30 protein-coding genes and 1 other annotated feature are annotated in these 26,633 nt (G+C 37.2%); of the genes, 2 read left to right on the forward strand and 28 right to left on the reverse strand.

Features of this window, described 5'->3' with window-relative positions; genetic code table 11:
* Window positions 1-132 precede the first annotated feature (132 nt).
* Window positions 133-266 (reverse strand) — a sequence feature (ribosomal protein L10 leader region).
* Between the two features lie 71 nt (window positions 267-337).
* From rplA to rpmG, 5 genes are all read right to left on the reverse strand, one after another.
* Window positions 338-1,033: a 50S ribosomal protein L1 gene (gene rplA, locus ACDD58_RS07745; protein ID WP_117921881.1), complete on the reverse strand. Its 696-nt coding sequence runs from the start codon at window positions 1,031-1,033 to the stop codon at window positions 338-340.
* Between the two features lie 139 nt (window positions 1,034-1,172).
* Window positions 1,173-1,598, reverse strand: a complete 426-nt coding sequence (gene rplK / locus ACDD58_RS07750; RefSeq protein ID WP_370776742.1) for a 50S ribosomal protein L11 — start codon at window positions 1,596-1,598, stop codon at window positions 1,173-1,175.
* 70 nt (window positions 1,599-1,668) lie between these two features.
* Window positions 1,669-2,187, reverse strand: a complete 519-nt coding sequence (nusG, locus tag ACDD58_RS07755) for a transcription termination/antitermination protein NusG (RefSeq protein ID WP_006855729.1) — start codon at window positions 2,185-2,187, stop codon at window positions 1,669-1,671.
* A gap of 17 nt (window positions 2,188-2,204) precedes the next feature.
* Window positions 2,205-2,420, reverse strand: coding sequence for a preprotein translocase subunit SecE (gene secE / locus ACDD58_RS07760; RefSeq protein WP_015521110.1), 216 nt, complete (start codon window positions 2,418-2,420; stop codon window positions 2,205-2,207).
* Between the two features lie 26 nt (window positions 2,421-2,446).
* The gene (rpmG, locus tag ACDD58_RS07765) at window positions 2,447-2,596 is read right to left on the reverse strand and encodes a 50S ribosomal protein L33 (RefSeq protein WP_006855731.1); all 150 of its coding nucleotides are present in this window, start codon (window positions 2,594-2,596) and stop codon (window positions 2,447-2,449) included.
* Between the two features lie 403 nt (window positions 2,597-2,999).
* Between rpmG and fliD the strand changes: the two genes are divergently transcribed.
* Window positions 3,000-4,298: a flagellar filament capping protein FliD gene (gene fliD / locus ACDD58_RS07770; protein WP_370776746.1), complete on the forward strand. Its 1,299-nt coding sequence runs from the start codon at window positions 3,000-3,002 to the stop codon at window positions 4,296-4,298.
* Window positions 4,299-4,390: 92 nt separating this feature from the next.
* Here fliD and ACDD58_RS07775 read toward each other — a convergent pair whose 3' ends face one another.
* The 10 genes from ACDD58_RS07775 to ACDD58_RS07820 form a co-directional block, all read right to left on the reverse strand.
* Window positions 4,391-5,575: a DUF3880 domain-containing protein gene (locus ACDD58_RS07775; RefSeq protein WP_241070861.1), complete on the reverse strand. Its 1,185-nt coding sequence runs from the start codon at window positions 5,573-5,575 to the stop codon at window positions 4,391-4,393.
* A gap of 177 nt (window positions 5,576-5,752) precedes the next feature.
* Window positions 5,753-7,009: a glycosyltransferase gene (locus ACDD58_RS07780; protein WP_370776749.1), complete on the reverse strand. Its 1,257-nt coding sequence runs from the start codon at window positions 7,007-7,009 to the stop codon at window positions 5,753-5,755.
* Window positions 7,010-7,021: 12 nt separating this feature from the next.
* Window positions 7,022-8,608, reverse strand: coding sequence for an AAA family ATPase (locus ACDD58_RS07785; protein ID WP_370776751.1), 1,587 nt, complete (start codon window positions 8,606-8,608; stop codon window positions 7,022-7,024).
* A gap of 72 nt (window positions 8,609-8,680) precedes the next feature.
* Window positions 8,681-9,109 (reverse strand): tetratricopeptide repeat protein, encoded by a 429-nt coding sequence (locus ACDD58_RS07790; protein WP_370776753.1) that lies wholly within the window; start codon window positions 9,107-9,109, stop codon window positions 8,681-8,683.
* Between the two features lie 176 nt (window positions 9,110-9,285).
* Entirely contained in the window at window positions 9,286-9,831 is a 546-nt protein-coding gene (locus ACDD58_RS07795) for a glycosyltransferase family 2 protein (RefSeq protein ID WP_370776755.1), read from the reverse strand.
* A 127-nt stretch (window positions 9,832-9,958) separates the two neighbouring features.
* Complete coding sequence (locus ACDD58_RS07800; RefSeq protein WP_370776757.1) at window positions 9,959-10,513, reverse strand: PD-(D/E)XK nuclease domain-containing protein; 555 nt, start codon at window positions 10,511-10,513, stop codon at window positions 9,959-9,961.
* A 2-nt stretch (window positions 10,514-10,515) separates the two neighbouring features.
* A complete protein-coding gene (locus ACDD58_RS07805; protein ID WP_370776759.1) occupies window positions 10,516-10,776 on the reverse strand; it encodes a hypothetical protein in 261 nt (86 codons plus the stop codon).
* Window positions 10,777-10,842: 66 nt separating this feature from the next.
* Entirely contained in the window at window positions 10,843-11,202 is a 360-nt protein-coding gene (locus ACDD58_RS07810; RefSeq protein ID WP_370776761.1) for an AAA family ATPase, read from the reverse strand.
* Between the two features lie 142 nt (window positions 11,203-11,344).
* Entirely contained in the window at window positions 11,345-11,710 is a 366-nt protein-coding gene (locus tag ACDD58_RS07815) for a hypothetical protein (protein ID WP_370776763.1), read from the reverse strand.
* Between the two features lie 19 nt (window positions 11,711-11,729).
* Entirely contained in the window at window positions 11,730-11,888 is a 159-nt protein-coding gene (locus tag ACDD58_RS07820; protein WP_370776766.1) for a hypothetical protein, read from the reverse strand.
* 110 nt (window positions 11,889-11,998) lie between these two features.
* Here ACDD58_RS07820 and ACDD58_RS07825 point away from each other — a divergent pair, with 110 nt between their 5' ends.
* Entirely contained in the window at window positions 11,999-12,868 is an 870-nt protein-coding gene (locus tag ACDD58_RS07825) for a transposase (protein ID WP_370776769.1), read from the forward strand.
* A gap of 476 nt (window positions 12,869-13,344) precedes the next feature.
* On the opposite strand, the gene ACDD58_RS07830 is transcribed toward ACDD58_RS07825, so the two are convergent.
* From ACDD58_RS07830 to ACDD58_RS07890, 13 genes are all read right to left on the reverse strand, one after another.
* On the reverse strand, window positions 13,345-14,109 hold the full coding sequence (locus ACDD58_RS07830) for a hypothetical protein (protein ID WP_370776771.1): 765 nt from the start codon (window positions 14,107-14,109) through the stop codon (window positions 13,345-13,347).
* A gap of 36 nt (window positions 14,110-14,145) precedes the next feature.
* Complete coding sequence (locus ACDD58_RS07835; protein ID WP_370776773.1) at window positions 14,146-15,318, reverse strand: LegC family aminotransferase; 1,173 nt, start codon at window positions 15,316-15,318, stop codon at window positions 14,146-14,148.
* Between the two features lie 30 nt (window positions 15,319-15,348).
* On the reverse strand, window positions 15,349-16,329 hold the full coding sequence (locus ACDD58_RS07840; RefSeq protein ID WP_370776776.1) for an NAD-dependent 4,6-dehydratase LegB: 981 nt from the start codon (window positions 16,327-16,329) through the stop codon (window positions 15,349-15,351).
* 51 nt (window positions 16,330-16,380) lie between these two features.
* Window positions 16,381-17,454: a nucleotidyltransferase family protein gene (locus ACDD58_RS07845; protein ID WP_370776778.1), complete on the reverse strand. Its 1,074-nt coding sequence runs from the start codon at window positions 17,452-17,454 to the stop codon at window positions 16,381-16,383.
* A 105-nt stretch (window positions 17,455-17,559) separates the two neighbouring features.
* Window positions 17,560-18,264: a cytidylyltransferase domain-containing protein gene (locus ACDD58_RS07850; protein ID WP_370776781.1), complete on the reverse strand. Its 705-nt coding sequence runs from the start codon at window positions 18,262-18,264 to the stop codon at window positions 17,560-17,562.
* Between the two features lie 11 nt (window positions 18,265-18,275).
* The gene (locus tag ACDD58_RS07855) at window positions 18,276-19,457 is read right to left on the reverse strand and encodes a DUF3880 domain-containing protein (RefSeq protein WP_370776784.1); all 1,182 of its coding nucleotides are present in this window, start codon (window positions 19,455-19,457) and stop codon (window positions 18,276-18,278) included.
* Window positions 19,458-19,472: 15 nt separating this feature from the next.
* Entirely contained in the window at window positions 19,473-20,513 is a 1,041-nt protein-coding gene (locus ACDD58_RS07860) for a GT-D fold domain-containing glycosyltransferase (RefSeq protein WP_370776786.1), read from the reverse strand.
* Between the two features lie 88 nt (window positions 20,514-20,601).
* Window positions 20,602-21,267 (reverse strand): PIG-L deacetylase family protein, encoded by a 666-nt coding sequence (locus ACDD58_RS07865; RefSeq protein WP_370776788.1) that lies wholly within the window; start codon window positions 21,265-21,267, stop codon window positions 20,602-20,604.
* Entirely contained in the window at window positions 21,264-22,160 is an 897-nt protein-coding gene (locus ACDD58_RS07870) for a formyltransferase family protein (RefSeq protein ID WP_370776790.1), read from the reverse strand. Before ACDD58_RS07870 ends, ACDD58_RS07865 begins: the two co-directional genes overlap by 4 nt.
* A 134-nt stretch (window positions 22,161-22,294) precedes the next feature.
* Window positions 22,295-23,476: a UDP-N-acetylglucosamine 2-epimerase gene (gene neuC / locus ACDD58_RS07875; protein ID WP_370776792.1), complete on the reverse strand. Its 1,182-nt coding sequence runs from the start codon at window positions 23,474-23,476 to the stop codon at window positions 22,295-22,297.
* Entirely contained in the window at window positions 23,473-24,468 is a 996-nt protein-coding gene (gene neuB / locus ACDD58_RS07880; RefSeq protein WP_370776794.1) for an N-acetylneuraminate synthase, read from the reverse strand. Before neuB ends, neuC begins: the two co-directional genes overlap by 4 nt.
* Before the next feature lie 4 nt (window positions 24,469-24,472).
* Window positions 24,473-25,438, reverse strand: coding sequence for an ATP-grasp domain-containing protein (locus ACDD58_RS07885; RefSeq protein ID WP_370776795.1), 966 nt, complete (start codon window positions 25,436-25,438; stop codon window positions 24,473-24,475).
* A 4-nt stretch (window positions 25,439-25,442) separates the two neighbouring features.
* The gene (locus ACDD58_RS07890; RefSeq protein ID WP_370776798.1) at window positions 25,443-26,624 is read right to left on the reverse strand and encodes a hypothetical protein; all 1,182 of its coding nucleotides are present in this window, start codon (window positions 26,622-26,624) and stop codon (window positions 25,443-25,445) included.
* Window positions 26,625-26,633: the final 9 nt, after the last annotated feature.

A 26,633-nucleotide genomic window follows, 5' to 3' on the forward strand; every position in this document is an offset into this window, starting at 1 on the left:
TTTATTATTTTGCCGGCAGGTAACTCCTGCCGGATCGCAATGGATAATCCACCGCTGCTGCATAAAAGACTTGAGGTATATAAAACCGTTTTTTATATTTATAATAAATTGCACCTTCATAAGTGAATGTATTGTAACAAATAAAAAACTCCCTGCAAAGACAGAGAGATACGGTCAAAATAATCTTGATAAAGATCCCCTCGGTAGGTCGTCTTACGTTTACGCCATGTGGCACCTACTGTCTTCGGCATATATGCAAACCGCTGAGCGGTCAAAAACCAACTCAACGATTTGCATTATAACATTGTATATTATGGTTGTCAACAATTTTCTGCTGTTACTGTGTAATTTTAACTACGTTTAATCTTACACCAGGTCCCATTGTAGATGTAAGAGTTGCACTCTTAACATACTGACCTTTTAAGCTTGCAGGTTTAGCTTTGTTGATTGCACCCATAAGGGTCTGGAAGTTGTCGCTTAACTGTTCTTCTGTAAAAGAAGCTTTTCCAACTGGCACGTGGATAATGTTTGTTTTGTCCAATCTGTACTCAATCTTACCAGCTTTGATGTCGTTAACAGCTTTTGTAACATCCATAGTTACTGTTCCAGCTTTCGGGTTTGGCATTAAACCTTTCGGTCCAAGTACACGACCAAGACGTCCAACAACGCCCATCATGTCCGGTGTAGCAACAACAACATCGAAATCTAACCATCCCTCGTTCTGGATCTTCGGGATCAGTTCCTCTCCGCCTACGAAATCAGCGCCTGCTGCCTGTGCTTCATCAACCTTGGTTCCTTTTGCGAATACTAAAACCTTAACTGATTTACCAGTTCCGTGTGGTAATACAACTGCACCACGGATCTGCTGCTCTGCATGACGTCCATCACAACCTGTTCTGATGTGAAGTTCGATTGTCTCATCAAATTTAGCTGTTGCGTTTTTCTTTACCAGGCTGATTGCTTCAGCAACATCGTACTGAGCAGCCTTGTCAAAACCTTTAACAGCTTCCTGATATTTCTTTCCTCTTTTCATTCTAAAAAAACCTCCTGGTGGTATTATCGGGAGAGGGCCCTCCCACATAATCGTTAACAAATAGTCTTAATTGTTGTAGAATTTTCCAGAAGAATGCCGCTCTTGCATTCTTCCAATGAATTTGCTGTTTTTGCAAATTCTATTCTTCTACGGTAACGCCCATACTTCTTGCAGTACCGGCGATCATGCTCATAGCTGCCTCTAAAGATGCTGCATTTAAGTCTGGCATTTTTAATTCTGCGATTTCCTGTAATTTTGCTCTGGAAAGTGTAGCAACCTTTGTCTTGTTCGGTGTTGCAGAACCAGATTTAATGTTGCAGGCTTTCTTAATTAATACAGGAGCAGGTGGTGTCTTTGTAACGAAGCTGAAGCTTCTGTCTGCGTATACTGTAATAACTACAGGGATGATAAGATCTCCCTGATCAGCTGTTCTTGCGTTGAACTGTTTTGTAAATTCAACGATATTAACGCCGTGCTGTCCAAGAGCAGGTCCAACTGGAGGAGCAGGTGTAGCCTTGCCAGCAGGAATCTGCAATTTGATATATCCTTCTACTTTCTTTGCCATTTGGAATTGCCTCCTTAATCCAATGTTTCAGGCATGATCTCATACCTGCGCACAGATCCTGGTCTGTGCATTAATTGTTAAGTTTTACATCTGCGAAACTTATTTCTACCGGTGTTTCGCGACCGAACAGTTCAACATTGATCGTTACACTCTGTTTTCCGTGGTTCATCGCCTGAATTACTCCGATGGTGTCTTTCCAGACGCCTCCGGTAACCACAACGGTGTCTCCCTCTGTAAAGTCAACTTCAATGTTCTCTTTTTTGATTCCCAATGGTTTCATTTCCATATCGGTAAGTGGAACCGGCTTACTTCCCGGACCAACAAATCCGGTAACACCACGGGTATTTCTGACAACATACCATGTGTCGTCATTCATAACCATATTGATAAGAACGTATCCCGGAAACATTTTCTTTGATACGGATTTTTTTGCGCCATTTTTCATTTCGACAACATCCTGCATCGGAACGCGAACCTCTAAGATCTGATCTTCCAGATGTCTGTTTTCAATTGTCTTGTCAATGTTCGCTTTTACCTTATTCTCATATCCTGAGTAGGTATGAACAACATACCAGTGTGCCTCTGCCATAAATCACTCTGCCTCCATTAAAAATTAAAACCAACAAGGAAATCAACGCCATACTGAATTGCGAAATCCAAAAGCGCGATAATAAGACCTAATACAACGGATACAGCAATAACCGCCGTGGTCTGTCTTACAAGTGATTGTTTCTCCGGCCAGATGATCTTTTTGAACTCAGCCGAAAGACCGGTAAACCAACTCTCTTTCGGAGCCTTGTCTAACTTCTCGGTTTCTCCCATTTTTTCACTCCTTTGCCACGCGCGTCTTATTTGGTTTCTTTGTGTAACGTATGGGTCTTGCAGAATCTGCAATACTTTTTGGTTTCCATCCTGTCAGGATGAGCTTTTTTGTCTTTTGTCATGTTGTAGTTACGGTTTTTGCATTCCGTACATGCCAATGTTATTTTTGTGCGCACAACTTCCACCTCCATTAAAATTCTTTGTGCTTTTTCCTGCCCCGGTCTCCGTAGTGAGACGTTTTCTAAGGATCAGCGACAGTCCTTAAAAAAAGGCATAAAAAAAAGACCTACTTCCATCGCCTGTCTACTATATCATATCCGTCTATTTCCGTCAATCTTTTTTTATATTTAAAAATCCACAATATCTATCCATACTTTTCTGTGAGTTTTTTCCTATTTATTTCCTATTTCACATTTTTTTCTCAAATGGTATAATATTTTTAGATGGTTCAACCGAAATAGTTCTAAAGAATCTTTAAATTTATATTAAAATCCCCACATTTATCATGCCAAGCGGCAAGGATGCTGTCCTATAACCTGATAAATGTTATATATTTCATGGAAGAAAGGAGGGGTTTTCTTGGCTGCTATTGACAGTGCATATCATTATTATTTAAGCACTTATGGCACTTCGAAGGTATCGCGTTATGATACCCATAAGAAGAGTCAGCTTCGTGCTGTCTATAATCAGATTGTAAAAACAAACAAAGATACTCCTCTGTATAAAATTCCAGACTCCACAGATGTCAAAAAATTTGCGATCGATCTGAAAGAACATACCAGGTCTATCCAGAATGTGATCGCATCCCTTTCTGACAATGATGAGGGGATTGAAAACGTATTCAATAAAAAAGTGGCAAAGTCTTCTGATTCATCCTCTGTTAATGTTTCCTACATCGGAGAAGATCAGAATCTCGATAATTCTCTGCATTTTGATGTTGAAGTAAGGCAGCTTGCTGCTCCGCAGATCAATATCGGAAAGTTTCTGTATCCTGATGAATGTGATTTTAAGGCCGGTACTTACACATTCGACATATCAACTGACTTAAATTCATACGAATTTCAGTATACGGCAGGCAGAAATGATGACAATCAGTACATTCTTGAAAAACTTGCACGCCTGGTCAATTCTTCCGGCGTCGGAATCCATGCAGATCTTGCGAAAAATGCCAGCAATAAGATTGCACTGCGTCTGACTTCAAGCCAGACCGGTCTCGCTGACGGTCAGTCTTATCTGTTTGAAGTTACCCCAAGTTCCGATCATGCATCCGCAAAAGCAATGCAGACACTCGGTATTGACTATGTTGCCCAGCAGGCATGTAATTCTTCTTTCCTGTTAAATGGTACTGAACACGCATCCTTGTCTAACACTTTTACCGTCAACAATGCTTTTGAGCTGACATTGAACAAACCAAGTTCCCGGACAACGCCTGTACAGATTGGTTTCAAAACAACCGCTGACTCTGTTGTAGACAATGTACAGTCTTTGATAAATGCGTACAATAATCTGATCCAACTGAGTTATCACTATGACGATACACAGGAAGCAGATAAATTGCGGCGTGATTTCACGCAGGTAGTGAAACCTTATTACAATGAATTTGAGTCATACGGACTGAATTTAACAGACGATGGAGAAATCAAAATCGATACAAATCTCCTGACAGACGCCGTTACTTCTGCTGATGCCAAAGAATGTTTTTCCACATTAAATAAATTCAAAAATGATCTCGGAACGACCGCTGGAAATGTCTCTGTCGACCCATTAAATTATGCAAGCAAAACGATGATCACATACAAAAGACCCGGACATAAGAATTTTTCCTGTCCTTATCTGACTTCCGTTTATTCCGGAATGATGTTAGACAGATACTGCTAAACGGACACTTACAGATTTTCTGTAGTGTCCGTTTAATATTCCAATATCCCAGATGCAACTTCAGATTATGCATCTTTCACGCTGATCATGTACTATATATCATTTTCCTGATTTTCATTTTCTTCTATAATATCCAGCATCGTATTTATTCTTTCTATATAATTGTGATGCTCCCTTACTTTTCGATAACCATTTTCCGCGATTGCCAGACGTTCTTCCTCATGTGCCAGATAATATCCTGCTTTTTCACAAAGATCATCAATTCCGTCAAAGCATACTAAATCTTCGCCTTCTTTAAAATAATATGGTATCTCTGCCTGATAGTTCGTCAACAAAAAGCCACCTGCCCCAAGCACATCCCATACCCTGAGCGGTATGCCGCTCTTGATATTCGGAATCGTAAAATTCAGATTGATCTTTGACATACGAAAAACCTGCGGCAGCTCACTCCAGTAATCAACCGAACCACAGTACTGAATCCGCAGCATATCACTTATATCACTGTTACTGTACACATTGACATGATAACGTTTTGACAGTTCGATCAATGCACGTCTGCGCTCCACTTCCGCAATTTTAAATCCAAGTACGGTCGTCTGAAAGATCAGTCCAAGATCCGAAAACGACCCTTCTGATTTTTCCAGTTCAAAATATTCCTGAAGTTTTTCCAGTATATCCGTGGTCAGCATAGATTCCACAATATTTGCACCACTGATATTTAACTGTGCCTCGATCACTGCGTCAAAATACCCCCGTAGATATTCTGGCAGCCTGCTTTTTATCTTATCATAAGAATTTCTTTCATAAAGGCTTCCAACAAATGCGATATCCCCTTTGTATTTCTGTATTTCCGGCGAATTTGCAATCACCATATCCATCCGGTTTGTATCTACCGCAAGCGGAAGATACCAGATATGCTCTACTCCCATCTCCCGAAATTCCAGATAATTTGTCTTATCAAAGGTAAATATATAATTGCAGGGATGAAAAATGGATTCGTGATACATACTGATCAGCGGATTGTCGCAGCTCCACGATACATATTTTATTCCCATCTTCTGACAGACATTCGAGATCAGCGCAAAATAATTGACCGTAAATACCATATCATAATGCGTTTCCTGCATCTTGTGCTCAATTATTTTTTCAAATTCCGGATCAATATCATAATTGCCAAGGTGCTGTTCGATATTATCCACAGTATGTCCCAGCAATATAAATGTCTGCTCTATGTCTCTGTAATTATAAGCCTTCCAGCGATACATCAATATGTGCATAATAATCCCCATTCCTGCGCTGCTTTTAAGCGCATCACAAGTTTGTGCGAAGCACAAATCTTGCGTGTGAAAAATGTATTTTTCACACTAATCTCCATTCCTGTGCTGTTTCAGCCAAAATAACGTTTTCATCTGTATATAAAGCCTGTTGCAGAGAGAGAATGAAAACCTCCGGCTCTACATCCATGCTTCCCTGATCCACGCTGCCCTGCTTTTCCACGTATGATGCTCTTTTGCTGCCTGATATCCACAGTCTGCCATTTTTTGTGTGGATTGCATGTGTCCGAACAGATCAAATACACGTTCCGGCAGGGTACGGATCTCATTTCTTGAAAACATCACAAGCTCTTTTCCATCCGTAAATTCTCTTCGCAGATAAGTGGAATCATCCGTCACAACTGCTGCCCCCGCAAGCATTCCATTAAAAATACGGTCATGTGCTCCGGCTTTAAACCAGGTCATCGTATTCAGGACAATCTTGCTGTCGTTCATCAGTGGCAATATTTCCGGCGCAAGTACTTTTCCACCATACACCAGATACGGATTATCGCTCCATTCACACTGATCCCAGCCTGTTCCATATGCTGTCACGCGAATCCCATTTTCCACCAGAATACGGACAGCCTGTTCACGGAAAAATGACGTGGCATACGAGTCAATAAAACGCATCTGCACGATGATCTCATGAATACGCTGTTCTGAAATATCATTCCGCTTATATTTTAAATATTCTTCTATCACATCCTCTGTTGTCCGGTCAGGATGATGCACCAGTTCTGACAGCACAGCCTGTGCCATCTCCTCGCCATCGACTTCCGGGATGGATGATAGATCCGGTATCATCTTCGCAACTGTGTAGATCGGCAATGCCCCGGCATATAAAACATCAATTCCACGCTCCGCAAGCGGCTTATGCCTGCTGCCAAGTTCCACTCCCGCATGTGGCAGGAAATCAGTATACCGGATATTTTTAAAGTATCTTCGGATGTAGCGGACATGATTCCGGTCTGTACACAGCACAACGGATGTGTCCGGCGCATTCTGCAATGGTTTTTCATAATGAAACGGGTGATCCATCAGGATATTGATGTATGGAATCTCATAGGTTTCCCACAAATTCGGCTCTCTTGAGGAATTTATATCTTTTGTGGAATATCCCATATTCTGTTTTGAACATGCATCACCAGTTTCTGTTTTGGCTTCCGGAAGTGTCAGATTATATCCGAGGTTATTAAAAGTGACACCAAAAAATCTCTGTCCTTTTTTTGTGCCTTCTTCGATGCATTCGATCAATGCCTGCTTACTCTCCTCTTCCAAACGGGCATCATAAGTAAATGAGGCATACCCCATGGTCTCAAACGCATTTTTCAGTTCCTGTGTAAATAAGTCAAGGGTATCGTAGATGCCGGTGATGTAGATGATGGTTGTTTGCATGGTTGTCTCCTGTTATAACTTGATCCTTTCTATCCTGCAGCTATGTCTTTTATAATCGTCCTTTACAGAATCTGTATTGTCATAATTAATGCCAGCCAGGATCACTTCTCCATGGTAATCTTTCAGACTCTGCATGTATTCCTTCTTCTTTATCTGTGCAATGGCTGCATCCGATGATTTATCCCATTTTAATTCCACTACGATTGCTGGCACATCTCTATATTTTCTCGGAACAAACACAATATCTGCAAATCCTTTCCCCCCTGCAAGTTCCCGATACATTACATAATCTTTCCGTGCGGCATAATATGCCAGTGAAAGCACGCATGACATTGAATTTTCATCATTATACTTTAAGATAGATATATTTTCCTGATGCACCTGTTCAATCATTTGTGCAACATATTCTTCTTTTCCATCTATTGTTGCCCAAAGCAGTGCTTCAGAATTACGGATCGCATCCATAACCGGTTCCCAGCCACCGTCTTCTATACAGTTAATAAATTCTTTCTGTACCTCCTGATTTGGAATAGAAACAGTCTGATTTTCAAAATCATAGGTCAGGTATCCCAAATGTACCAAAAGTGTAAATATATCATCTACGCTTGCAAACGTGGACATATCATTCTGAAATTTATCTGGATTAATTTTAATATGACTGCCTGAAATAAGCTGCGTAACTAACGCTTTCAGGTGATACATATCCATCTGTATATATTTTTTTAATGCCTCATATGTCTCTGTCTTCGTCCAATAACTGTCAAAGTCATGTCCCAGCAATGACATAACAACCGATCTCGGATTATAAATCTGAATTCCCTTTAAATCATATCCATCGTACCACTGCTTCATCCTGTCATAAGACATCCCATATGACATACACAGACTTTGAACTTCCGTTTCTGTAAAACCGGTAAATTCAGCAAGTTCACGCTGATTGGTCATGGAATATTCGTCAAACATATTAAGTGCAGAATGCTCGCCATATTTTTTGATTGGCAGTATTCCTGTCATATAAGCCAGTGCAATATATGGTTTATCTTTCATCCACAGGCGTAGGAAATCCAAATATTTTTTCTGTGCATCATCATCACCCGGATATTTTCGGAATATACAGTCCCACTCATCGATAATGATTATAAATTTCTGATTTCTCTGACTATATATGTTCTCCAATACATCAATAAGATCCTCCCAGTCAAAACAGTCTACATCCCCGTATTCCCGCCTGATATCCCACAAAAGTCTCTTTTGCATATAATCAATCATTCCGTCCACTGTCTGCGCTCTGTTTAAGAAATCAAGCATATTGACACGAAGGACATTATATTTATTCAGATTTGCCTCAAAACTCTCATCCTGTGCAATCTTATAATCAGCAAACATGCTTTTGGAATCGCATCCTTTACTATAATATGCCACAAGCATATTTGCAGTCATAGATTTTCCAAAACGGCGTGGTCTGCTTACACATATATTCTGATGTTCGGTATTCAGATTCCGATTCATTTCAGAAATCAGCATGGTTTTATCCACATATATCTTGGAATTAAGTGCTTTCTGAAATTCTTCATTTCCCGGATTTAAATATATTCCCATTCTAATCTCCATTCTGCATTTGAAAAATTATATTTTTCACTCTGTTTCTCCAATAAGCTGACTATAACAAATTTAACTGTTTATCAATTTTAAACGTTTTTTTGCCGGCTCATAATTACCGCACTTCTGATAATAATACTTTGCCTCACTGATTTTCTCCAAGCATTCATAAATAACTCCAACATTATAATAAGCTGCATAGGAATTTACTCCCGCCATCCTGCAGTCCCGGTGTTTGACCGCTTTCAAAAATTCTCCAACTGCTGCATCAAACATAGCGTTGTTCATATAAATGAGTCCCATCAGGAACTGAAAATCCGCACTATTTCCAAATTCTTCGTAAATGTTTTCAAAGAAAAGTGCTTCCCCGGCGCGTCCGCTGTTGATCAAAGCATAGCCGTAGGTTTCCACCATATCGATGACATATTCTAACTTTGGTTCAAGGTCATAACTGAGCCCATGGGCGAACCAGAAGCATGCCTCGTTATAATCTTCTGCCATGTAATAGCTTTTTCCAAGCTGATACAATAGATACGGGATGTGCTGCTCTTTTTTTGCATCCGTAATTTCAGATTTCTGCTCTGCATCCGTATCCTGCTTTGCGATATTCTGATCTAACTGCGTGGCATGTGCTTCGGCATCCCATCCTGAATTCTTTAATTCCTGCTCTAACAGCCTTATATTGCGCAGCGCTTTTGCCTTTTTTCTTCCTTCGGAAGATCATAACCTGTATGACCGCTGACGACCGGTGCTTCGTATGTACGATATTCCTTTTCGTCACAGGCAGTTACCTGCTCATGGATTCTTCCCGTGTAATGAAAACTTTCTTTTGCAAAAATGCGGTTGATCCACTCTTTATTTTCCTGCTTTCCATCTTTTCCGGAAATAATATTGATTCTCCGGATCCTGCCAACCTCACCTGGATGTTCGGCAATCATTTTCTCTAACTGTACCCGATCGATCTGCTGTAAATATTCATCGCTGTCAATGACCATCACATACGGATGTGCTGCTTTTGAAATCGCAAAATTCTTTGCTGCCGAAAAATCATCGTACCATGGGAAATCATAGATATGATCGGTGTATTCTGTCGCAGCTTTTTTTGTCTGATCTGTCGATCCGGTGTCCGCTACGATCAGCTCAAATCCGGTTTTCTGGAATGATTTGAGGCAGCGCGCTATATTGTGTTCTTCGTTTTTGGTGATGACGCAGACTGATAACATGTGGTGATTCTCCTGTATGTCCCAAATTATACTGAAATATATATATGTGTATCCTAAATTATACTTTTTATCAATTTTCGGTGATCTGTGGATGATCCGCAGCTGATTCGATCAGGACTGTCTTTCCTTAAAATGCATAACAGTGGATACGTTCTTTAGGAATCCCACGTTCCACCAAATTTTCGACATAGCGTTTTTCCTTAATCTGTGCCAACGCTGTTTCCACTGTATCTTCAAGATTTTTCTCCCGGCGCGCATTAAATACCTTAAACTCGATCACATATGCGTCACGCTCTGCAGGGTTTTTCGGTTCAATCATTACATCATATCTGCCAAACCCGCTTTCGCGATTGGAAGTAAGATAATACTGATCCTGTAAATCTACCAAAAGTCCTAAAACAAATCCGTGATAAAACTTCTCCGGCTTTGATCTGGATAGCTGCTTTCCTGCATCAAAACTGCTGAAAGTGCGCAATGCTACACCATTCATATATTCGTTCATGGCATCCACATTGTTTTCCAGCAACGCATTGATAAAATCATTGTACTCTTCTTCCGCATCATCAAACCATGCATGTATCATACTCTGAAACATCAGACTGACTTCCAGATTCGTCAGTGCCAGTTCATATTTCGGCTGTGTTCCCGCCGGGATCTCTTCATATTTTTCATAATGAAGCACTTTTAAATATCCGCTTGCCAGAAGCAAGCTCCAGATTGCACGCTCACTTCCGTTGTCTTAAATGTAGAATTAAACAGGCTTCTGGTAAAGCATACCAGCTGATCCCAATATCCATCGACAAAAGCTTCCTGCATCGGTGTATCATATTCGTCCAGTAAAATAATCACTTTTTTCTTACCGTAATACTGATAAAGAAAACTTGACAGCTGGTATAAGGCAAGTGTCACATCCACATCATTCATATTCTCTGATGTTGTCAGCATTCTTTGAAAAAATGTAATGTCCGAACCGCGCAGGATTCCACTTTCTAAAATATAAACATGCTCTGTCTATAATTTGGAAAGCAGCTGACATATTTTCTGCCTTGTCAGCTCATACGTCGGTTCCTTGATATTCGCAAATGACAGGCTGATGACTGGATAAGTTCCCTGCAGATTACGGTATTTTTCCTCTTTCCAGATTGCCAGATGTTCAAACAGATTTGACCTGCCCGCATAATCTATGGAAAAGAACTGCTCCACCATACTCATTGTAAGTGTCTTTCCAAAACGACGCGGACGGGTGATCAAAGTCGCACTGTCCCCACAATCCCACCATTCTTTAATAAAAGGCGTTTTATCTATATAAAAATAGTTTCCCTGGATGATTGTGGAAAAATCCTGGATACCGATTGCTATATTTACAGACATTGTGACCTCCCTGCGTTTCAGACTGATATTGTGCGCTCTTTTTTATTGTGATAAATTAATCAATGGCATTTAGTTAAGGTATTTCCAGTGGTTTCATCATTATGAAGCCACTGAATTTTTATGTTGCCAAATTCAAAAATTATTACATATCAAGTACACCTGAGCCCATAATACTAAAGTTCATGTCTTTTCCTGTTATTTCTCTTCCCATACATCCCTCAATAAAATCAAAGTATCCATCTGAGCCTGAGTGTTTTTCCCATGTGTCAATGGATTCCTTGATCCTTAACAGGCACATTACCGGAAATCTATAGTATTCTTTCACTTGTCCCTGTGACAACATATCCACCTGGAATTGTTCTTTTAACAGTTCCATTATCTCTTCATTCGTGTAAGGGTCAAATGCCATAAGCAATGCTTTTTCAAGTCTTTCATTTTCTTCATTTCTAAAGTTGCCTGTGTCATATTTTTCACCACTGCAGTTTCCTTTTACATCAAATAATACCAATGCAATGGCCTCCCTTAGTCTACGGCTGTTTGATTCCGGAAATTCGCGGTGTATTTTTAATACATTTCCCTCCATTGGCAGCAGCAACATAGCGTATGTTTGCTTCTTCGCCTTTTCGGATCTTCCCAAATTCCCGTTCCATCTGTGAATAAATTTTTTCAAACTGATATAACTGCATGATTGTTTTTCCTTCCCATCTTTCTATAAATTTTTTCAAAAAAGCTTGACCGATCAGCCAGTATATGTTACGCAAGCCTTGTTTTTAAACATATTTCAAGGAGGTACCTCATGGCTCACATTTATTTAGCACAATTAAAAGCAACCCTCGATAACTGCATTGATGAACTTGAACAGATCCATTTTCTGTTCTCTAAAAACCCGGAAACTGATTTTTCCAGAAAGCGTAAACTTATTTTCAAAAAATATATACAGTTTATGCTTCTGATGCAGGGCAAATCCGTTTCAAATGAAATCCTGGATTTTTTCAGTCATTCCCTGTCCACCCCCCCCTCAAAATCTGCATTTACACAGCAGCGTTATAAGCTTCTGCCGGAAGGATGGGATTTTCTATTTCATTCCTTTGTAACACAGTGCAGACCCCTGTCCGATAACCTCTATTGCGATTACCGTCTTCTAGCCTGTGACGGTTCTGATGTAAACATAGCCAGAAATCCGTCTGACGAAAGGACTTTCATCCATGAAGGCGAAAAAGGCTATAATGCAGTACATATCAATGCACTCTATGACATCATGAGCAAAACCTGCTGTGACTTTCACATCCAGGGAAAGAAAAAACTCCATGAACGTGCAGCACTGAATCTCATGGTTGACCGTTATTCAGATCCTGTCCCTTCTATCCTGATGGCAGACCGTGGTTATGAAAGCTTCAATACATTTGCACATCTTATCTGGAAAGATATAAAGTTTGTTATCCGTATGAAAGATATCAGCAGTAATGGGATCCTTTCTGCCTATGATCTGCTGGATGGAGAGTTTGATACCGGTTTCCGTATTGTCCGCATACATCTTGGAAATGGCAACTATATTTGTATTGCGGCAAATCTCTCAGAAGAGGAATTTTCCCTTAAAGAGATAAAAAACTTTACAAAATGCGCTGGAACGGGGAAACAAGTTTCCGGGAGCTTAAATACACAATAGTTCTTATCAACTGGCACAGCAGCAAATATGATGGAATCCTGCAGGAGATTGCTGCAAGGCTGCTGTTATACAATTTCTATGAATTGGTCATTGCCCATGCTGTGATCCACCAAACCGCCGAAAAGGTCAAACACGTTTATAAAATAAATTTCGCCACCGCAGTCAATATATGCAGGGCATATCTGAAAAACGGCGGTGACGAAACAGCGTCCATGTTTCTCATCCTTATTATATTTCTTAATGTGGCAGATGCGCAATCTGTCTTTTCGGTATGCCTAAAAATATTTTTTCAGCATGTGTGAGTATTTTTCCTATAATATACAACGCAAATTTTTCCACGTATTCCCTTAACTAAACAACAATTTCTGTGTTTTGGAAGATGTGTTATACTCTATTTTGTTAATTTGAACTTAACTAAATGACATTGATGTTTTATTGCCGACCCATAATTGCAATGAATCTATAATTCTATACTTTTAACTAAACCTTCTCAAAATACGTTTAAATTTTTTTACTGCAAAAAAATCTCTAATAGGACGTATTCTGATGCTTTCTTCAAAAAATTTATGTATCTCCTCATGTTTTTGATAATAATTTACAAATGTTTTGACGATTTCATAATTATGATATTTATTACACGAAACAATGGTCTGTAGAACCAAATAACCCACGCAGTCTGCATCATACTTTTCATAATATGCATAGAAAAACTGCATGCGTCCCCCCATTCCTAAAGGTACAATTTCACGAAACAAATCTGACAGATCAATTCGCCTAATAATTTTATCTTTATACATTTTTTCTATTCTTCTACAAAGTAACATTATTTCATGAAGCGCCTGACTGGAAATCCATTCATTACAATTTCTGTCATTTTCTTTATAATTTCGTATTTGAATATACAACTGTGAGTCTTCAATATTATGAGAATTTTTCATCTTACCATCAGTGTTTTGTTTTACCTGCCAATCACACTTATCATGCAAAACAGATCTAACCATAACAGATTCTAACTTTTTACCTTTTGTATTTACATTCGACTTTGCAATAATTGAATCATAAATTGCAGAAAATGAATCTTCTACTTCTTTTAACATTGCGTGACGTTCCATTGATGTCTGAAAATGATCAATTAGCTTATATACAATAATTCCACTTATCGCAGCTAAAATCCAACCAAGGAAATCTCCCATCGTTATTCCATCAGTAATTCGCAAAAATTCATGTATCATCTGCCTCATAATATTAACCTTCTACTTTCGCCTTCGCTTACCCTTTTAATTACATGTTTTCTTTATCTGCTCTACTACATAGCAAATATCATTTGCTGTCAACTGTGTACTGCTCGGAATATTCAAAATACACTTACTGTAATAGGGTGCTTTTTCCATTTTATAAGAAATCGCATCACAGTACGGAATCTGTTCATGTATTAACCCCCAGATTGCACGCGTCTGCACTCCACATTCCTGTAATCCGGTAATAATATCTCTCATTGTTTTACCGTGTATTTTTTCTATCTGAAGTTTTAACGAATAAAACCACTGGTTTGAAACCGTTCCTTCACGAAATTCCAGTAATTTTCCTATAGTATAATCAGAAAACAGCTGTTGATACTGCTCGTAGTTACGATGCTTACGTCTGATAAATTCCGGCAATTCCTCCATCTGTGCTACACCGAGAGCGGCCTGCAAATTTGTCATTCTGTAATTATATCCAATTTCATTATGCACATAAAAATGTGGATCATCTTTTGCCTGTGTTGATAAATATTTCAAATGTTCCACTGTCTTTGTATCTTTTGCTGTTACTGCTCCGCCTCCACCAGTCGTAATGATCTTATTTCCATTAAAAGAATATGCTCCAAAATCGCCAATCGTACCTGCATATTTTCCAGCAAATCTACCTGTCGTATAATGAGAGCCCAATGCTTCTGTCGCATCTTCAATGACCTTTAAATGAAATTCCTGCGCAATATCCATAATTGCTTCCATATCAGCAAGATTTCCAAACACATGTACAACGATCACTGCCTTCACATGTTTACCTGTTTTTTTATGAATCAATTTATTGTCCTGACAGACACATTCTTCTTCACAAAAACAACGCAACTTCTGCGGATCCATACACAGACTGTCATCACAATCCATAAAAACCGGCTCTGCAAACTGATAACGGACAGGATTCACTGCTGCAATAAATGTCAACGTTGGTACAATTACCATATCTCCAGGTTCTACTTTACACTCAATCAACGAAAGATGTAAGGCTGATGTACCACTCTGACAGGCAGCAACTGCTCCTGTATGTAAAAAATCTGCCAGATTCTCTTCCAGCTTCGTAATATATGCACCGCCGGTTGACACCCATCCCTGCTCTAATGCCTCATCTACATATTTTTTTTCATTTCCCTCAAAATTCGGAATTGATAATGGTATAAAACGACTCATAATAATCTCCATTCTTTCTAATGCCCATGATTAAACATTATAAATGTCTGTCTTATAGGCATCCATATGATGACGAATCCACTCAATTGTTTCTGCGATTCCTTGTTCAAACGTGTACTGCTGTTTCCAGTCTGTCAATTCTTTGATTTTTGCATTCGCTCCAAGTAAACGATTTACTTCACTTTTCTCGGGTCTTAACCGCTGTTCATCGCATACAATCTTTGCATTCGGATTAATCTGTGAAATAATTTCATGTGCAAGTTTTCCAATGGAGATTTCCTGCTGTGTTGCAATATTGATCTCCTGCCCAATCGTACGGTCTGACTCTGCAATAGCAATAAAACCTGCCGCTGTGTCTTTGACATAATTAAAGTCTCTTGTAGGTGTTAAAGATCCAAGTTTTATTTCCTCTTTTCCCGCTAAAAGCTGTGAAATAATCGTCGGGATTACCGCTCTCGCAGATTGTCTTGGCCCATAAGTATTAAACGGACGCACAATAGCTACTGGAAGATTAAAACTGCGATAAAAGCTCTCTGCCAGACGATCCGCACCAATTTTTGTCGCAGAATACGGAGATTGTCCCTGATATGGATGCTTCTCATCAATTGGAACATATTGCGCTGTTCCGTATACTTCTGATGTAGATGTCACCATAATACGTTCTGTTTCAAGTTCCCTTGCTGCCTGCAATACATTTAATGTACCTTTGATATTGGTATCTACATAGGAATCCGGGGAATGATAACTAAACGGTATCGCAATCAGTGCTGCCAGATGAAATACACCATCTACTCCTTTCATTGCCTCACGCACACCATTCGGATCACGCACATCACCGGCAAAAATCTCTATCTGATCTAATTTTTCCTTTGGCAGAGTATCAAGCCATCCCCAGTTATTAAACGAGTTATAATATACAAAGGCTTTGACATCATATCCCTTTTCTAAAAGACTCTCTGTCAAATGACTTCCAATAAATCCATCTGCACCTGTTACAAGTACCTTTTTCATGATATCCTCCATTCCTGCACTGATTTGCGCACTCTACTTTTTCTTATCTTTTCATTCTGATTTTAAATTCAGCTTTTCTTCCATACGGTGCATTTCCTCAAATTCACCCATATCAAGAAACGAATCCTCACTAATCGGATACATTCCGACCTTTCGGTTTTGCTTTAACAATTCATCTGCAATATCCGTCATATGAAAAAAAGTATCCTTTGGTATCTGTTCTTTTAATTCCGGATTTAAAACATACATGCCGGTATTTACAAAATAGGACAAACACGGCTTTTCCTCCATAGACTCTACTGCCCCATTCTCACTCGAATGAATCACTCCATAAGGAACTACAATATTTTTCAATGCTGTAACTATCGTAAGTTCATTTCCAGACTCCCTGTGATAACGGTAAATATCCTCATAATCAGCATGAATTAGAATATCACAGTTTGTTACAATAAATGGCTTATCAAACTTATCTTCTATGAGCTGAAGGCTTCCTGCCGTGCCAAGTGGCTTATCCTCCTCCACATAGCAGATCCGATAACTTGTATTCAATTCCGAAAAATAAGATTTTATCATATTTTTCCGGTAATTGACTGTTGCATAAAAATTATGTACTCCATAATCAAGGAATTTACCGATAATCCGTTCCATAATCGGTATATCACCAATTGGTATCAATGGTTTGGGTAAAATTTTTGTATATGGGTACAGCCTTGTCCCCTTTCCCCCCGCCATGATCACAATGGGCACATCTTTTAACAATCCCTCCGGTGTTTTCTCTGTAACATTTTCAGCATCCGAAAAAAGGATGTCTGATATAATTCCCTTCGTTGTCAGAATCGGGAGTGCTGTAATCTTCTGGCTCATCATAAATTCTTTTGCCTGTCCCTGCTCTTTTCTCGTGATACTTTGGGGATTGATATTCATTACTTTTGCAACTGCTGCCTTAAGTTCCCCTGTACGGATCAACCAACGCCTGATATCCCCATCCGTGATCACTCCAAGCAGCTTCTGTTGCTCATTTACAACAAACAAAATTCCCCTGGCATTACGATCGATCTTCTGCATTGCTTCCACAACCGTATTGTCCGGGGATATAAAAAATAACGTAAGCTGCTCTGCCTTCATAAAAACCTCCCTGTTTTTTCTTATCTTCCATGATAAGTACATTTTGTATATATATCGGTCTGTTTTTATAAAATATTTACCAAGCAATCACAAAGTGGAGGCTTCTTATCTCTCATTCTGGTGGTTATATTGCTTCATCAGAACCTCAACAACTAAAAAGTCAAGTTCCTGATCAATATCTACGGAATGAAGCTGATCCATGATATAGGCATAGCAATTTTCTTTATATAAATTTTTTTGTGAAAATAAGTGATGTGTCTTTAAAATATATATTGCGCCATTTTCACGATAATATGTCGGGAGTTGTTGTCTTGGAAGAAATGCAACCTCTTCATCCTCAAAGTTTTCCATCGATAAATCCTGCGGCAAAACATTGCTCCATAGCGGAGAATGTTCCATCTCACAAACAGAAGATATCATACTTGCATTCTTTTCACAAAAAAACTTATATGCTCCCTGTATATCCTCTTCATTTCTTAATGGTGATGTTGGCTGCAATACCGTTATTGTGTCAAACACTTCTCCACATTTACGATACTCATTTATAACATATTTCATCGCATCCCATGTAGTTGCAATATCTGATGACATTTCCGCCGTTCTTAGGAACGGTACATCGGCTCCATATTCTACAGCAATTTTCTTATAAATTTCTGAATCTGTTGACACATGTATTTTGTCAAATATTTTTGATTTTTGTGCTGCTGCTATAGAGTATGCTAATAATGGTTTTCCACATAATTCTTTTATATTTTTATCTTTTAATCCCTTTGATCCGCTTCTTGCTGGAATTACTGCTAAATTTTTCATCTGTATTCCTCCTAACAATCCACAATCCCTGCCATCTCAAGCATTTGTTTTATTCTTTTTTGTAACGTATATTCCTTTTTGGCTTTTTCGTATCCCCTTCTCGCTATCTTACAGCGTTCTTCTTCATGTGAAAGATAATACGATATTTTATCTAATAATTCTTCTTCCGATGAAAATGTCTCTAATTCATTTCCAATCTCAAAGTATTCTGTTATCTCTGTCTGATAATTTGTCAGGACAAATCCACCTGCACCTAAAATATCCCATATTCTAAGTGGTAATCCCGTGCGAATGGGTTTTGATGTAAAGTTCAAGTTAATTTTTGAAAGATGAAATATCTTTGGCATTTCAGTCATAGTTTTTGCCAATCCCCGCATCTCTACCTGTGGCAATCCAGAAACATCACTTCCCGTATACAACGTAACCTTATGGTATCTTGCTATGCTTTTTAGTAATCTTAATCTCTCTTGTTCCGTCACTTTATTGCCTAGATATAAATGTGCCAATGCAGCTTTATCATTATGCACTGCTTTTTCAGGGAATTGATAAAATGGTACTTTCTTTTTAAGCTCACCAACCATATCATCTGTAATACATTCTTCCAAAAAATTGTACCCATAAACCTTTAATTGTGCTTCAATGAGTCCATCTAAATATCCTTTCAGATATGAACCATCTTCTTTTAAACGATTATACGGACATTTTTCTGTATACAAAGAGCCCACAAACGCAATATCTGAGCTGAATTTTTTTGCTTCATCCAGCGTTATTGACGATATTAAAGTATCCAATCTATGATAATTTGCACCTAATGGCAGATAAAAAATACCTGTTGGATTTTCATTTCTGAATTCTTCGTACAATGCATAATCAAACATAAAAATACGATTACACTTATTTCTTATAGAATAAGAATATAATTCCATTACCGGGCTATCCACAATCCAACATACATATGGCACTTTAAATATATTACAGACTTCAGAGACAATCGGGAAAAAATTTATACTAAATACCATGGAATATTCTTTTTTCTTTAATGATTCGGAAACAATTTTCAGACATTCTACCGCTTCCAGTTCTTTATTTTCCATTTCTTCTGTGATTGAATCGACCTCAAATGCATTTTCTTCAAATACATTTATAATATCAGCTTCACAGATACTGTTGTAGCGATAAAATAATATCCTCATAAACTCAGAACCCCTTTATCTTGAAATGTCTGTTATAACTTGTTTATTATACTCCAAATCAATTATTTCAATCGGATGCTCTCCACCCTTTAATTCATTGTTATATTTTCCTTCGACATATGTTCTATGTCCTTCCCCTTTTAAAAACCACTCATATTCTAAATCGACATGTCCTACATCAACCGCCTGATACCCAGCTTTGTATAAATCGTATGCTAACACCGTTGCAGTTGGTCCAAGTGCAATTAAAAATAAATCTTCTTTCTTCTGTTTTATGCACTCACTATATATATTATCATAGTTTTCAAATGCATTTACCGCTGGTGCTATAATTCTTTTTATTGAATTTGCATTATCAAACAAGTCATTTCCAACACCTAATCTCGTCTGTTTTCCTTCTACCAGTATACAATCTCGCCCTTCCCAGATATGTTTTAAATTTTCAAATCTTTTTCTTGGCGCGTCGGTTCTATTATCCGCATACATTACATAAGGTCGTGTTACATACGCATCATAATAGCAAGTATCTTTATTCAACAATTCTAAATGTTCTTTTCGTACTTCTCGCTTTAAATATCTTCTAATTTCTCTTTGCGCCTGTTCATTATATTGCTGGAGGCATCCATAATTATCTGCTATTCCTATCAAAAGTTTATTGTCTTTTGAATTTAATACCTCCTTGAGCCGTTCTGCTAGTTTTTTATCATCTGTCGTTTGAAACTTATGACGAATCCTCCCTGCTATTGCAGCAAATTCACCATCTCCAAATCTTGCCATGGAACATCCCTCTCTGACAATCCTGTCAATTGCCTCCCTGCCAGACTTGATGTTCGGATACCAATATTCTTTATCCTCTTTTACCTCTGCCTGTATTTCAAAACGAACATTTTGTTTATAATCCTCGTTTTCATCTATTGTATCCTGCAGCCATTCAAACAACTGTTTATTGGACTTGATCAAGACTTGATTTGCCTGTTCTAAATTCATAATCTTTTGTTGCATATTCTGTACTATTTTTACAAGCTGCAAAAAATCTTCATTCGTTATGTTTTCCATTTATTTCCTAATTCTGCCAAACCTAAATTTATTATCTTTACTATCTTTGACGTTTCTTTATTGTCTCAGTTCTTCTTTTAATAAAAAATTAATACTCTATCTTTTTTAAAATCTGAAATGCTTCTGCATATTCTACATTGCATGCAGCTGCTCTAAATTTTGCCAATCCCCTTATCGCATCTTCATTTCTCGGAAATGGTGACGGTTTTATTTCATTTTCATATTCATTCATAATAGAAACTTTTTCATCAATATACTCACTTATATCCACATACAAATTTGGCGAAAATCCTTGTGTGGATACCGCATAATCAGTTTCTGATAATATCTCCATACTCAATATCATTTCCACATATGGATATCTGAACGATTTTGTGCAAGAATACATCGTTTCAAATACTACTTTATGATCAGAATGTACATCAAATTGAAACGGTATAATAACTATATTAGGTTCTACCTCTTTAATAATTTCAGAAAATTTATTAATTAAAAATGATTTATCATATTTATCTAATGCTGCTGGCTCTAAACATAAATCATAAAACTTTTTCATTCCATATCTTTCCGATACTTTTTGAGTTTGATTTACACCATCATATTGTTCTTTCTCCGTATATCCATATTCTGTTCTTGCATTTGTAACATTTAACCAATAAATTTCATCTTTTAAATCCCTATGCTTAAGTAAATATCCTCCTGCACCCAAAGTTTCATCATCTGCATGTGGAGAAACAACTAATATCTTTTTCATAAATATTCTCCTTCAATAGCTGTGTATGGATCGCAATCTAACACGTGTATTAAATTATCATATGCTTTTACATAAAAGTTAGTTTCACTTATAACCTTTACAATTTTTCCTGGCTCGATGTTTTTATATAAAGAACCATCTACTTCTTCTACTTTCCATACTCTATAAGATTGTTCTCCACATACAAATGCTGCACCAATATATGGATGGCTCAAGGCACGTACTAAATTATAAATTGCATAACTGGACATTCTCCAATCTATTATACCGTCTGCCGTCTTTCTTTTTCTCCACACATTTCCTTCATTTTCTTTCTGCTCTGCACCAAAAATCAAACCTTTTTCAAATTTATCCGTAAAATCTATAATTTGCTCACACTCCGTTTTTGTTATTTTATCATATAATGTACGTGCATTATCTTCATAATCAATTTTTATCCTCTTCTGTGAAATAATTTCCCCTGAATCAGCTCCCTCATCCATTTTAAAAAAAGAAACTGCCGTGTACTCCAACCCTAATACTAATGCCCAAATAATGGGATGTCTTCCTCTATTGTTTGGTAATTCTGCCGGATGTGTTCCGATTACTCCAAGCGGCGGAATATTTAATATTTTACTTTTTATCAATTGAGACCATCCAAAACAATAAATAATATCTGGTTGGCATACCTCTATAAATTTTACACTTTCTTCTTCATTAATATCTTTCACATACATGTATGGTATATTATACTCTTCTGCTAAAGGTTTCAAATCAACAAAATCAGAATTGAACTTTGATTTTTCCTTTGTGATAACACCAACAATATTCTTTTTTTTCTCCAATAATAATTTTAATTCGGTATACGACGACTCTACACAACCGATGTAAAAAATTTTCATTAATTTAAACATGCCGTCGTGGCATGCCCCCCTTGCGTCGTTCCTGCCTTCAGCACAAACAATGCATAAATCTTATTTACAGGTTACTTTTTATTTCAATTCATGTTATCAAGTACAGACAACTGACAAACATGTGTGATATTAGTTTACACTTTTTCTCTCTCTTCTACAAAATTTATATCATAAAATTTTTTTTCAAGATTGATTTTTTCCTTTAATTCTTTTTTTATAGAATTTATTATCTGCTCTGATGCATGACCCTCACCGAATATATTTTTGCTAGCTTTACATTGATTTTGAAATCTTTCACTTTGTGCAGTCAAAATTGCCTTGCTAATTTCCTCCCGGTCTGCTTTACAATCAATGACCGTATTCCCATGTACTCTGCCCTTTTGTCTGTTTCCAATATTAATTGTTGGTATCTTAAAAACAGGGGCTTCATATAATCCGCTTGAAGAGTTTCCAATCATAATGCTTGCATATTTTAATGCCGAAATATAATATTCTCTTCCCATTGAATCTACCAATTTCGCATTATCCCAATTCTTTGTTCTTTCTTCTAAAAGCTGATTCAATTTATCTCCCTGATAATCTGCATTTGCTTTCGTAAATAAATAGAAATACTCTCCATGTTTCTCCAACACGTCAAGTAATTTTTGAAACTGTTCTATAGAATTTTCTTCTAACGTCACAGGATGATACGTTACTATCGCTAAATTTTCAGGAAATTTCTCTAAATTTAATTTTATCTTTAATTTCTCTTTCGCCATATATTTTTGATTTAAAATATTATCAACACATGTATCCCCGACATTAAATACCCGGCTCGGATTCTCTCCTAACTGAATTACGCGTTTTCTATGCACCTCACAATTTACGAAATGATACATGCTCATTTTGGTAATACAATGACGATATGCTTCATCTAAGGCTCCTTCTGTTGTTTCTCCACCATTTAAATGTGCAATGGGAATTTTTGCGTTCACAAATACGGTTGCAAATGCCATCATTTCATAACGATCGCCCAGAATAATTGCAATGTCCGGTCTATTTTGGGCTATAAATTGTGAAAACTGTATCAACACGCTTCCCATCGCCTTTGATACAGCACATTCATCTTCTACATCATCCAAAATATCAATTTCTGCTGCAATCGGAAATCCATCTTGTATAATCTCATTTTTTGTATATCCATATTTCTTACTTAAATGTGTTCCACTCACAATTAACTGCAGTTCTAACTCGGTATCCTTCTCGATTAATTTTAATATCGGATACAGTAATCCGTATTCTGCCCTTGTAGCAGTTACCACACATACTTTTTTCATAGTTCAATCATCTCATCTCTTTTAAAATTCCGTACAGCACATGTTCCAATGACTTCTTCCCAGCGCATAGGATTCACTCCACCACCTGGTCTTTTTGCAATAATATTTTCTTCTGTAAATTTTTGTCCTTTTTTTATCTCACATCTTGCAAATATACTCTTTCTTGCCGCAATTCGATTTTCCTTTTCAGAATTACTAGGAACCTTTTTCCCTGTACCAATTGCTTTTTCAATATTTCGAATTGCCTGTACCATCTCTTTTAACTCTAATGGGTTCAAACTGGCTACATGATCCGGTCCTTCCATATTTCTATCAAGAGTGAAATGCTTTTCAATAATTGTTGCTCCCATCGCTACTGCTGCAATAGGAACTTCTATCCCTTGTGTATGATCTGAATATCCTATGTCGCACTGAAACATACTTTTTAGTTCATACATTGCCTTTAAATTAACATCTTCCATAGGAGTTGGATATTGCGTATTACAATGCAAAATTCTAATTTCTCCAGCACCATATTTTTTTAAAACATCTACTGCGTTACTGATCTCCTCAATTGTACACATCCCCGTAGACAAAATTATTGGTTTATGTGTTTTTGCCATTTCTCTGAGTAACTGAAAATTTTCCACCTCACTGGAGGCAATTTTCCAAATAGGCATGTGTATTTCTTCTAAAAATTTTAAACTCTCTATATCAAATGGCGTTGATAAAAACATAATTCCCTTTTTTTTGCAATACTCTTGTATTTTACGGAAATCATCAAAGGATAGTTCTAATTTTTTTAATAATTCATATTGGCTTTCCTGCTGTTCTGTTTTCTGATATTCTGCTTTTTCACAATTTACCGCTGTATCATTCTCGGTTATATAAGTTTGAAACTTAACACAATCCGCATTTGCTTCTTTTGCTGCATCCACCAGTTTATACGCCAATTCTAAACTTCCATTATGATTTACCCCCGCCTCAGCAATAATAAATACATGTGGTTTCATCTATCTATTCCTCCATCTTCATCATATGTATATCAAAATATTTCATCATATATACACCTGATTCGTATTTACCAATACAAGGTTTATTTACTATTCCATTCATATTGTTCATTAAAAAAAACGGAAATCTTTCTCCACATTCATACGCATGCAAGTATCCCCCCCCAAAGCGAGGATTTACCTCAGAAATATAAAATTCTCCATCTTGTTCGAATACATCAATATCATTTGTTCCTACTAATCCGAACCCTTTTGAAAACTTCTCTATCAAACGAAATAGTTTTTCATTTTTATACGAAACGCTTTTATCCGTTTCTCCTGCACGCATCTTCAATTTCTTTTTTGCAAAAATAGAAATTACTTCCCTCGAGATTAAGTCTACGTAAATATCTACACCTATTTCCTGCCCTTGCATATATTCTTGAACTATGACATCTTCTGTATTAACAGATCGTAATTGTGCTGCATTCTGAATCTTCTGTATTCCCGCACTTCCGCTTCCACATCTTGGCTTAATAAATAATGGATATGCCAATTGTCCATTTTTCAGATCCATATCTGCATCCTCTATTGTTTTATAAGTTTTGATCCAAGGATAATCATTTTCCTTCAAGAACTGTAATGTTTCCCATTTATCAAAGCATTTATGTATAATATTTTCTTCTCCCACATTAACCATAATTCCTATTTGTTCAAAATGTGCTTTTTGTTTTGCTAATAATTCTAATTCCGGATCAATCAGTGATAATATAAGTCCTATCTCATTCTCTTTACAAATGTTATCTATTTCATCCCAATAGCCATCTTCATCCCAACGTTTTGTAACATAATATTTATCTGCCTCATATAACGCAGGCGCCAAATAAAAGCTATCTGTCGCAATTATTTTTACCCGATCATCTAAATCTTTTTTAAAATCTTTTATTAACTTATTTCTTGTCCCTGCATTTAGAATTAATATGTTTTTCATACCATTACTCCCACTTACATTTTTGTAAGAATTCTGTTACTCCCCATTTTTCTCTTACGATTGTATAATGTTCCTCAGTTCTGACATATACAGTTGGTAAATATTCAATAAAAAGTGAATTAAAGCACATTGTATACCCACCTACAATATGATAAATTATTTTATCTCCTGGTTCGAGTTCATACTCATTTTTCAATTCCAGCAACCGGTCTTTTTCCATACAGGTAAAGCCACAAATAACCTGTCTATCTACCCTATTTTTTTGAGATGTTATCACAGAATATTGGTAATTTTGTTTATGAAAAAAAGGATCAATATGCAATCTGCTTCCGTCTGTTATAACAAAGCGGTTTCTGACTGTATCCTTCTTATCAATAATCTCTGTAACATAATCTACTGCTGTTGCAATTACCGATGCACCAGGTTCCACAATTAGTGTTATTTCCTGCTTTTTTCTCCTGCATAAAATATCATGTATAGCTTCTACATATTTTTTATAAGAAGCTCCCTGATCTCCCCCGCCAAAAAACCCCCCTCCTATATCGATATACTCCAACTCTAACTTTTCATCTTCTGCTATCTCGCAAGCTTTTTTTGCAAGAATCTGATAAACTTCCGGACTTTTACTTTTATTGCTGACATGCATATGAACACCTTTTATCTGTATTCCCTGCATCTCATTTATTTTAAGAATTGCAGTATGCAAGTTTCCATTTTCGTAACCAAATCCAAAACGCCCCCCATCGTCTCCTGTTGAGGTCTGTCCAGGTAATATACTCTCTAAATCTATATTTATACGAATACCTATTTTTCCCTTTACACCATGTTTTGACATTTGTTCCAGCCACTCTATCTCGCGCATAGAATCTATATTAATCAATGTACCCTCTGCAAATGCTTTTTTAAATATATCTTTCCCTTTTATTGGTCCATTAAATATAATCCGATCCGCTGTATAGCCCATTTGTTTTGCAAGAAGATATTCCGTATCCGATACAACTTCTGCATAACACCCTATTTTCTGAGCTTTTTTTATAATATATGGTAACGAATTTGTCTTAAATGAATAACCAATTCTATTTGATGGGAAATATTCATCCAAAATTTTTTTAAAATCCCTGATATTATTTTCAAATTCTTTTTCATCCAACACAAAACATGGTGTCTGCAGTTCCCTAATATCCATTCTATTCCC

It is taken from the genome of Roseburia sp. (assembly GCF_041325975.1).
In the GTDB taxonomy this organism is placed as follows: domain Bacteria; phylum Bacillota; class Clostridia; order Lachnospirales; family Lachnospiraceae; genus Roseburia; species Roseburia rectibacter.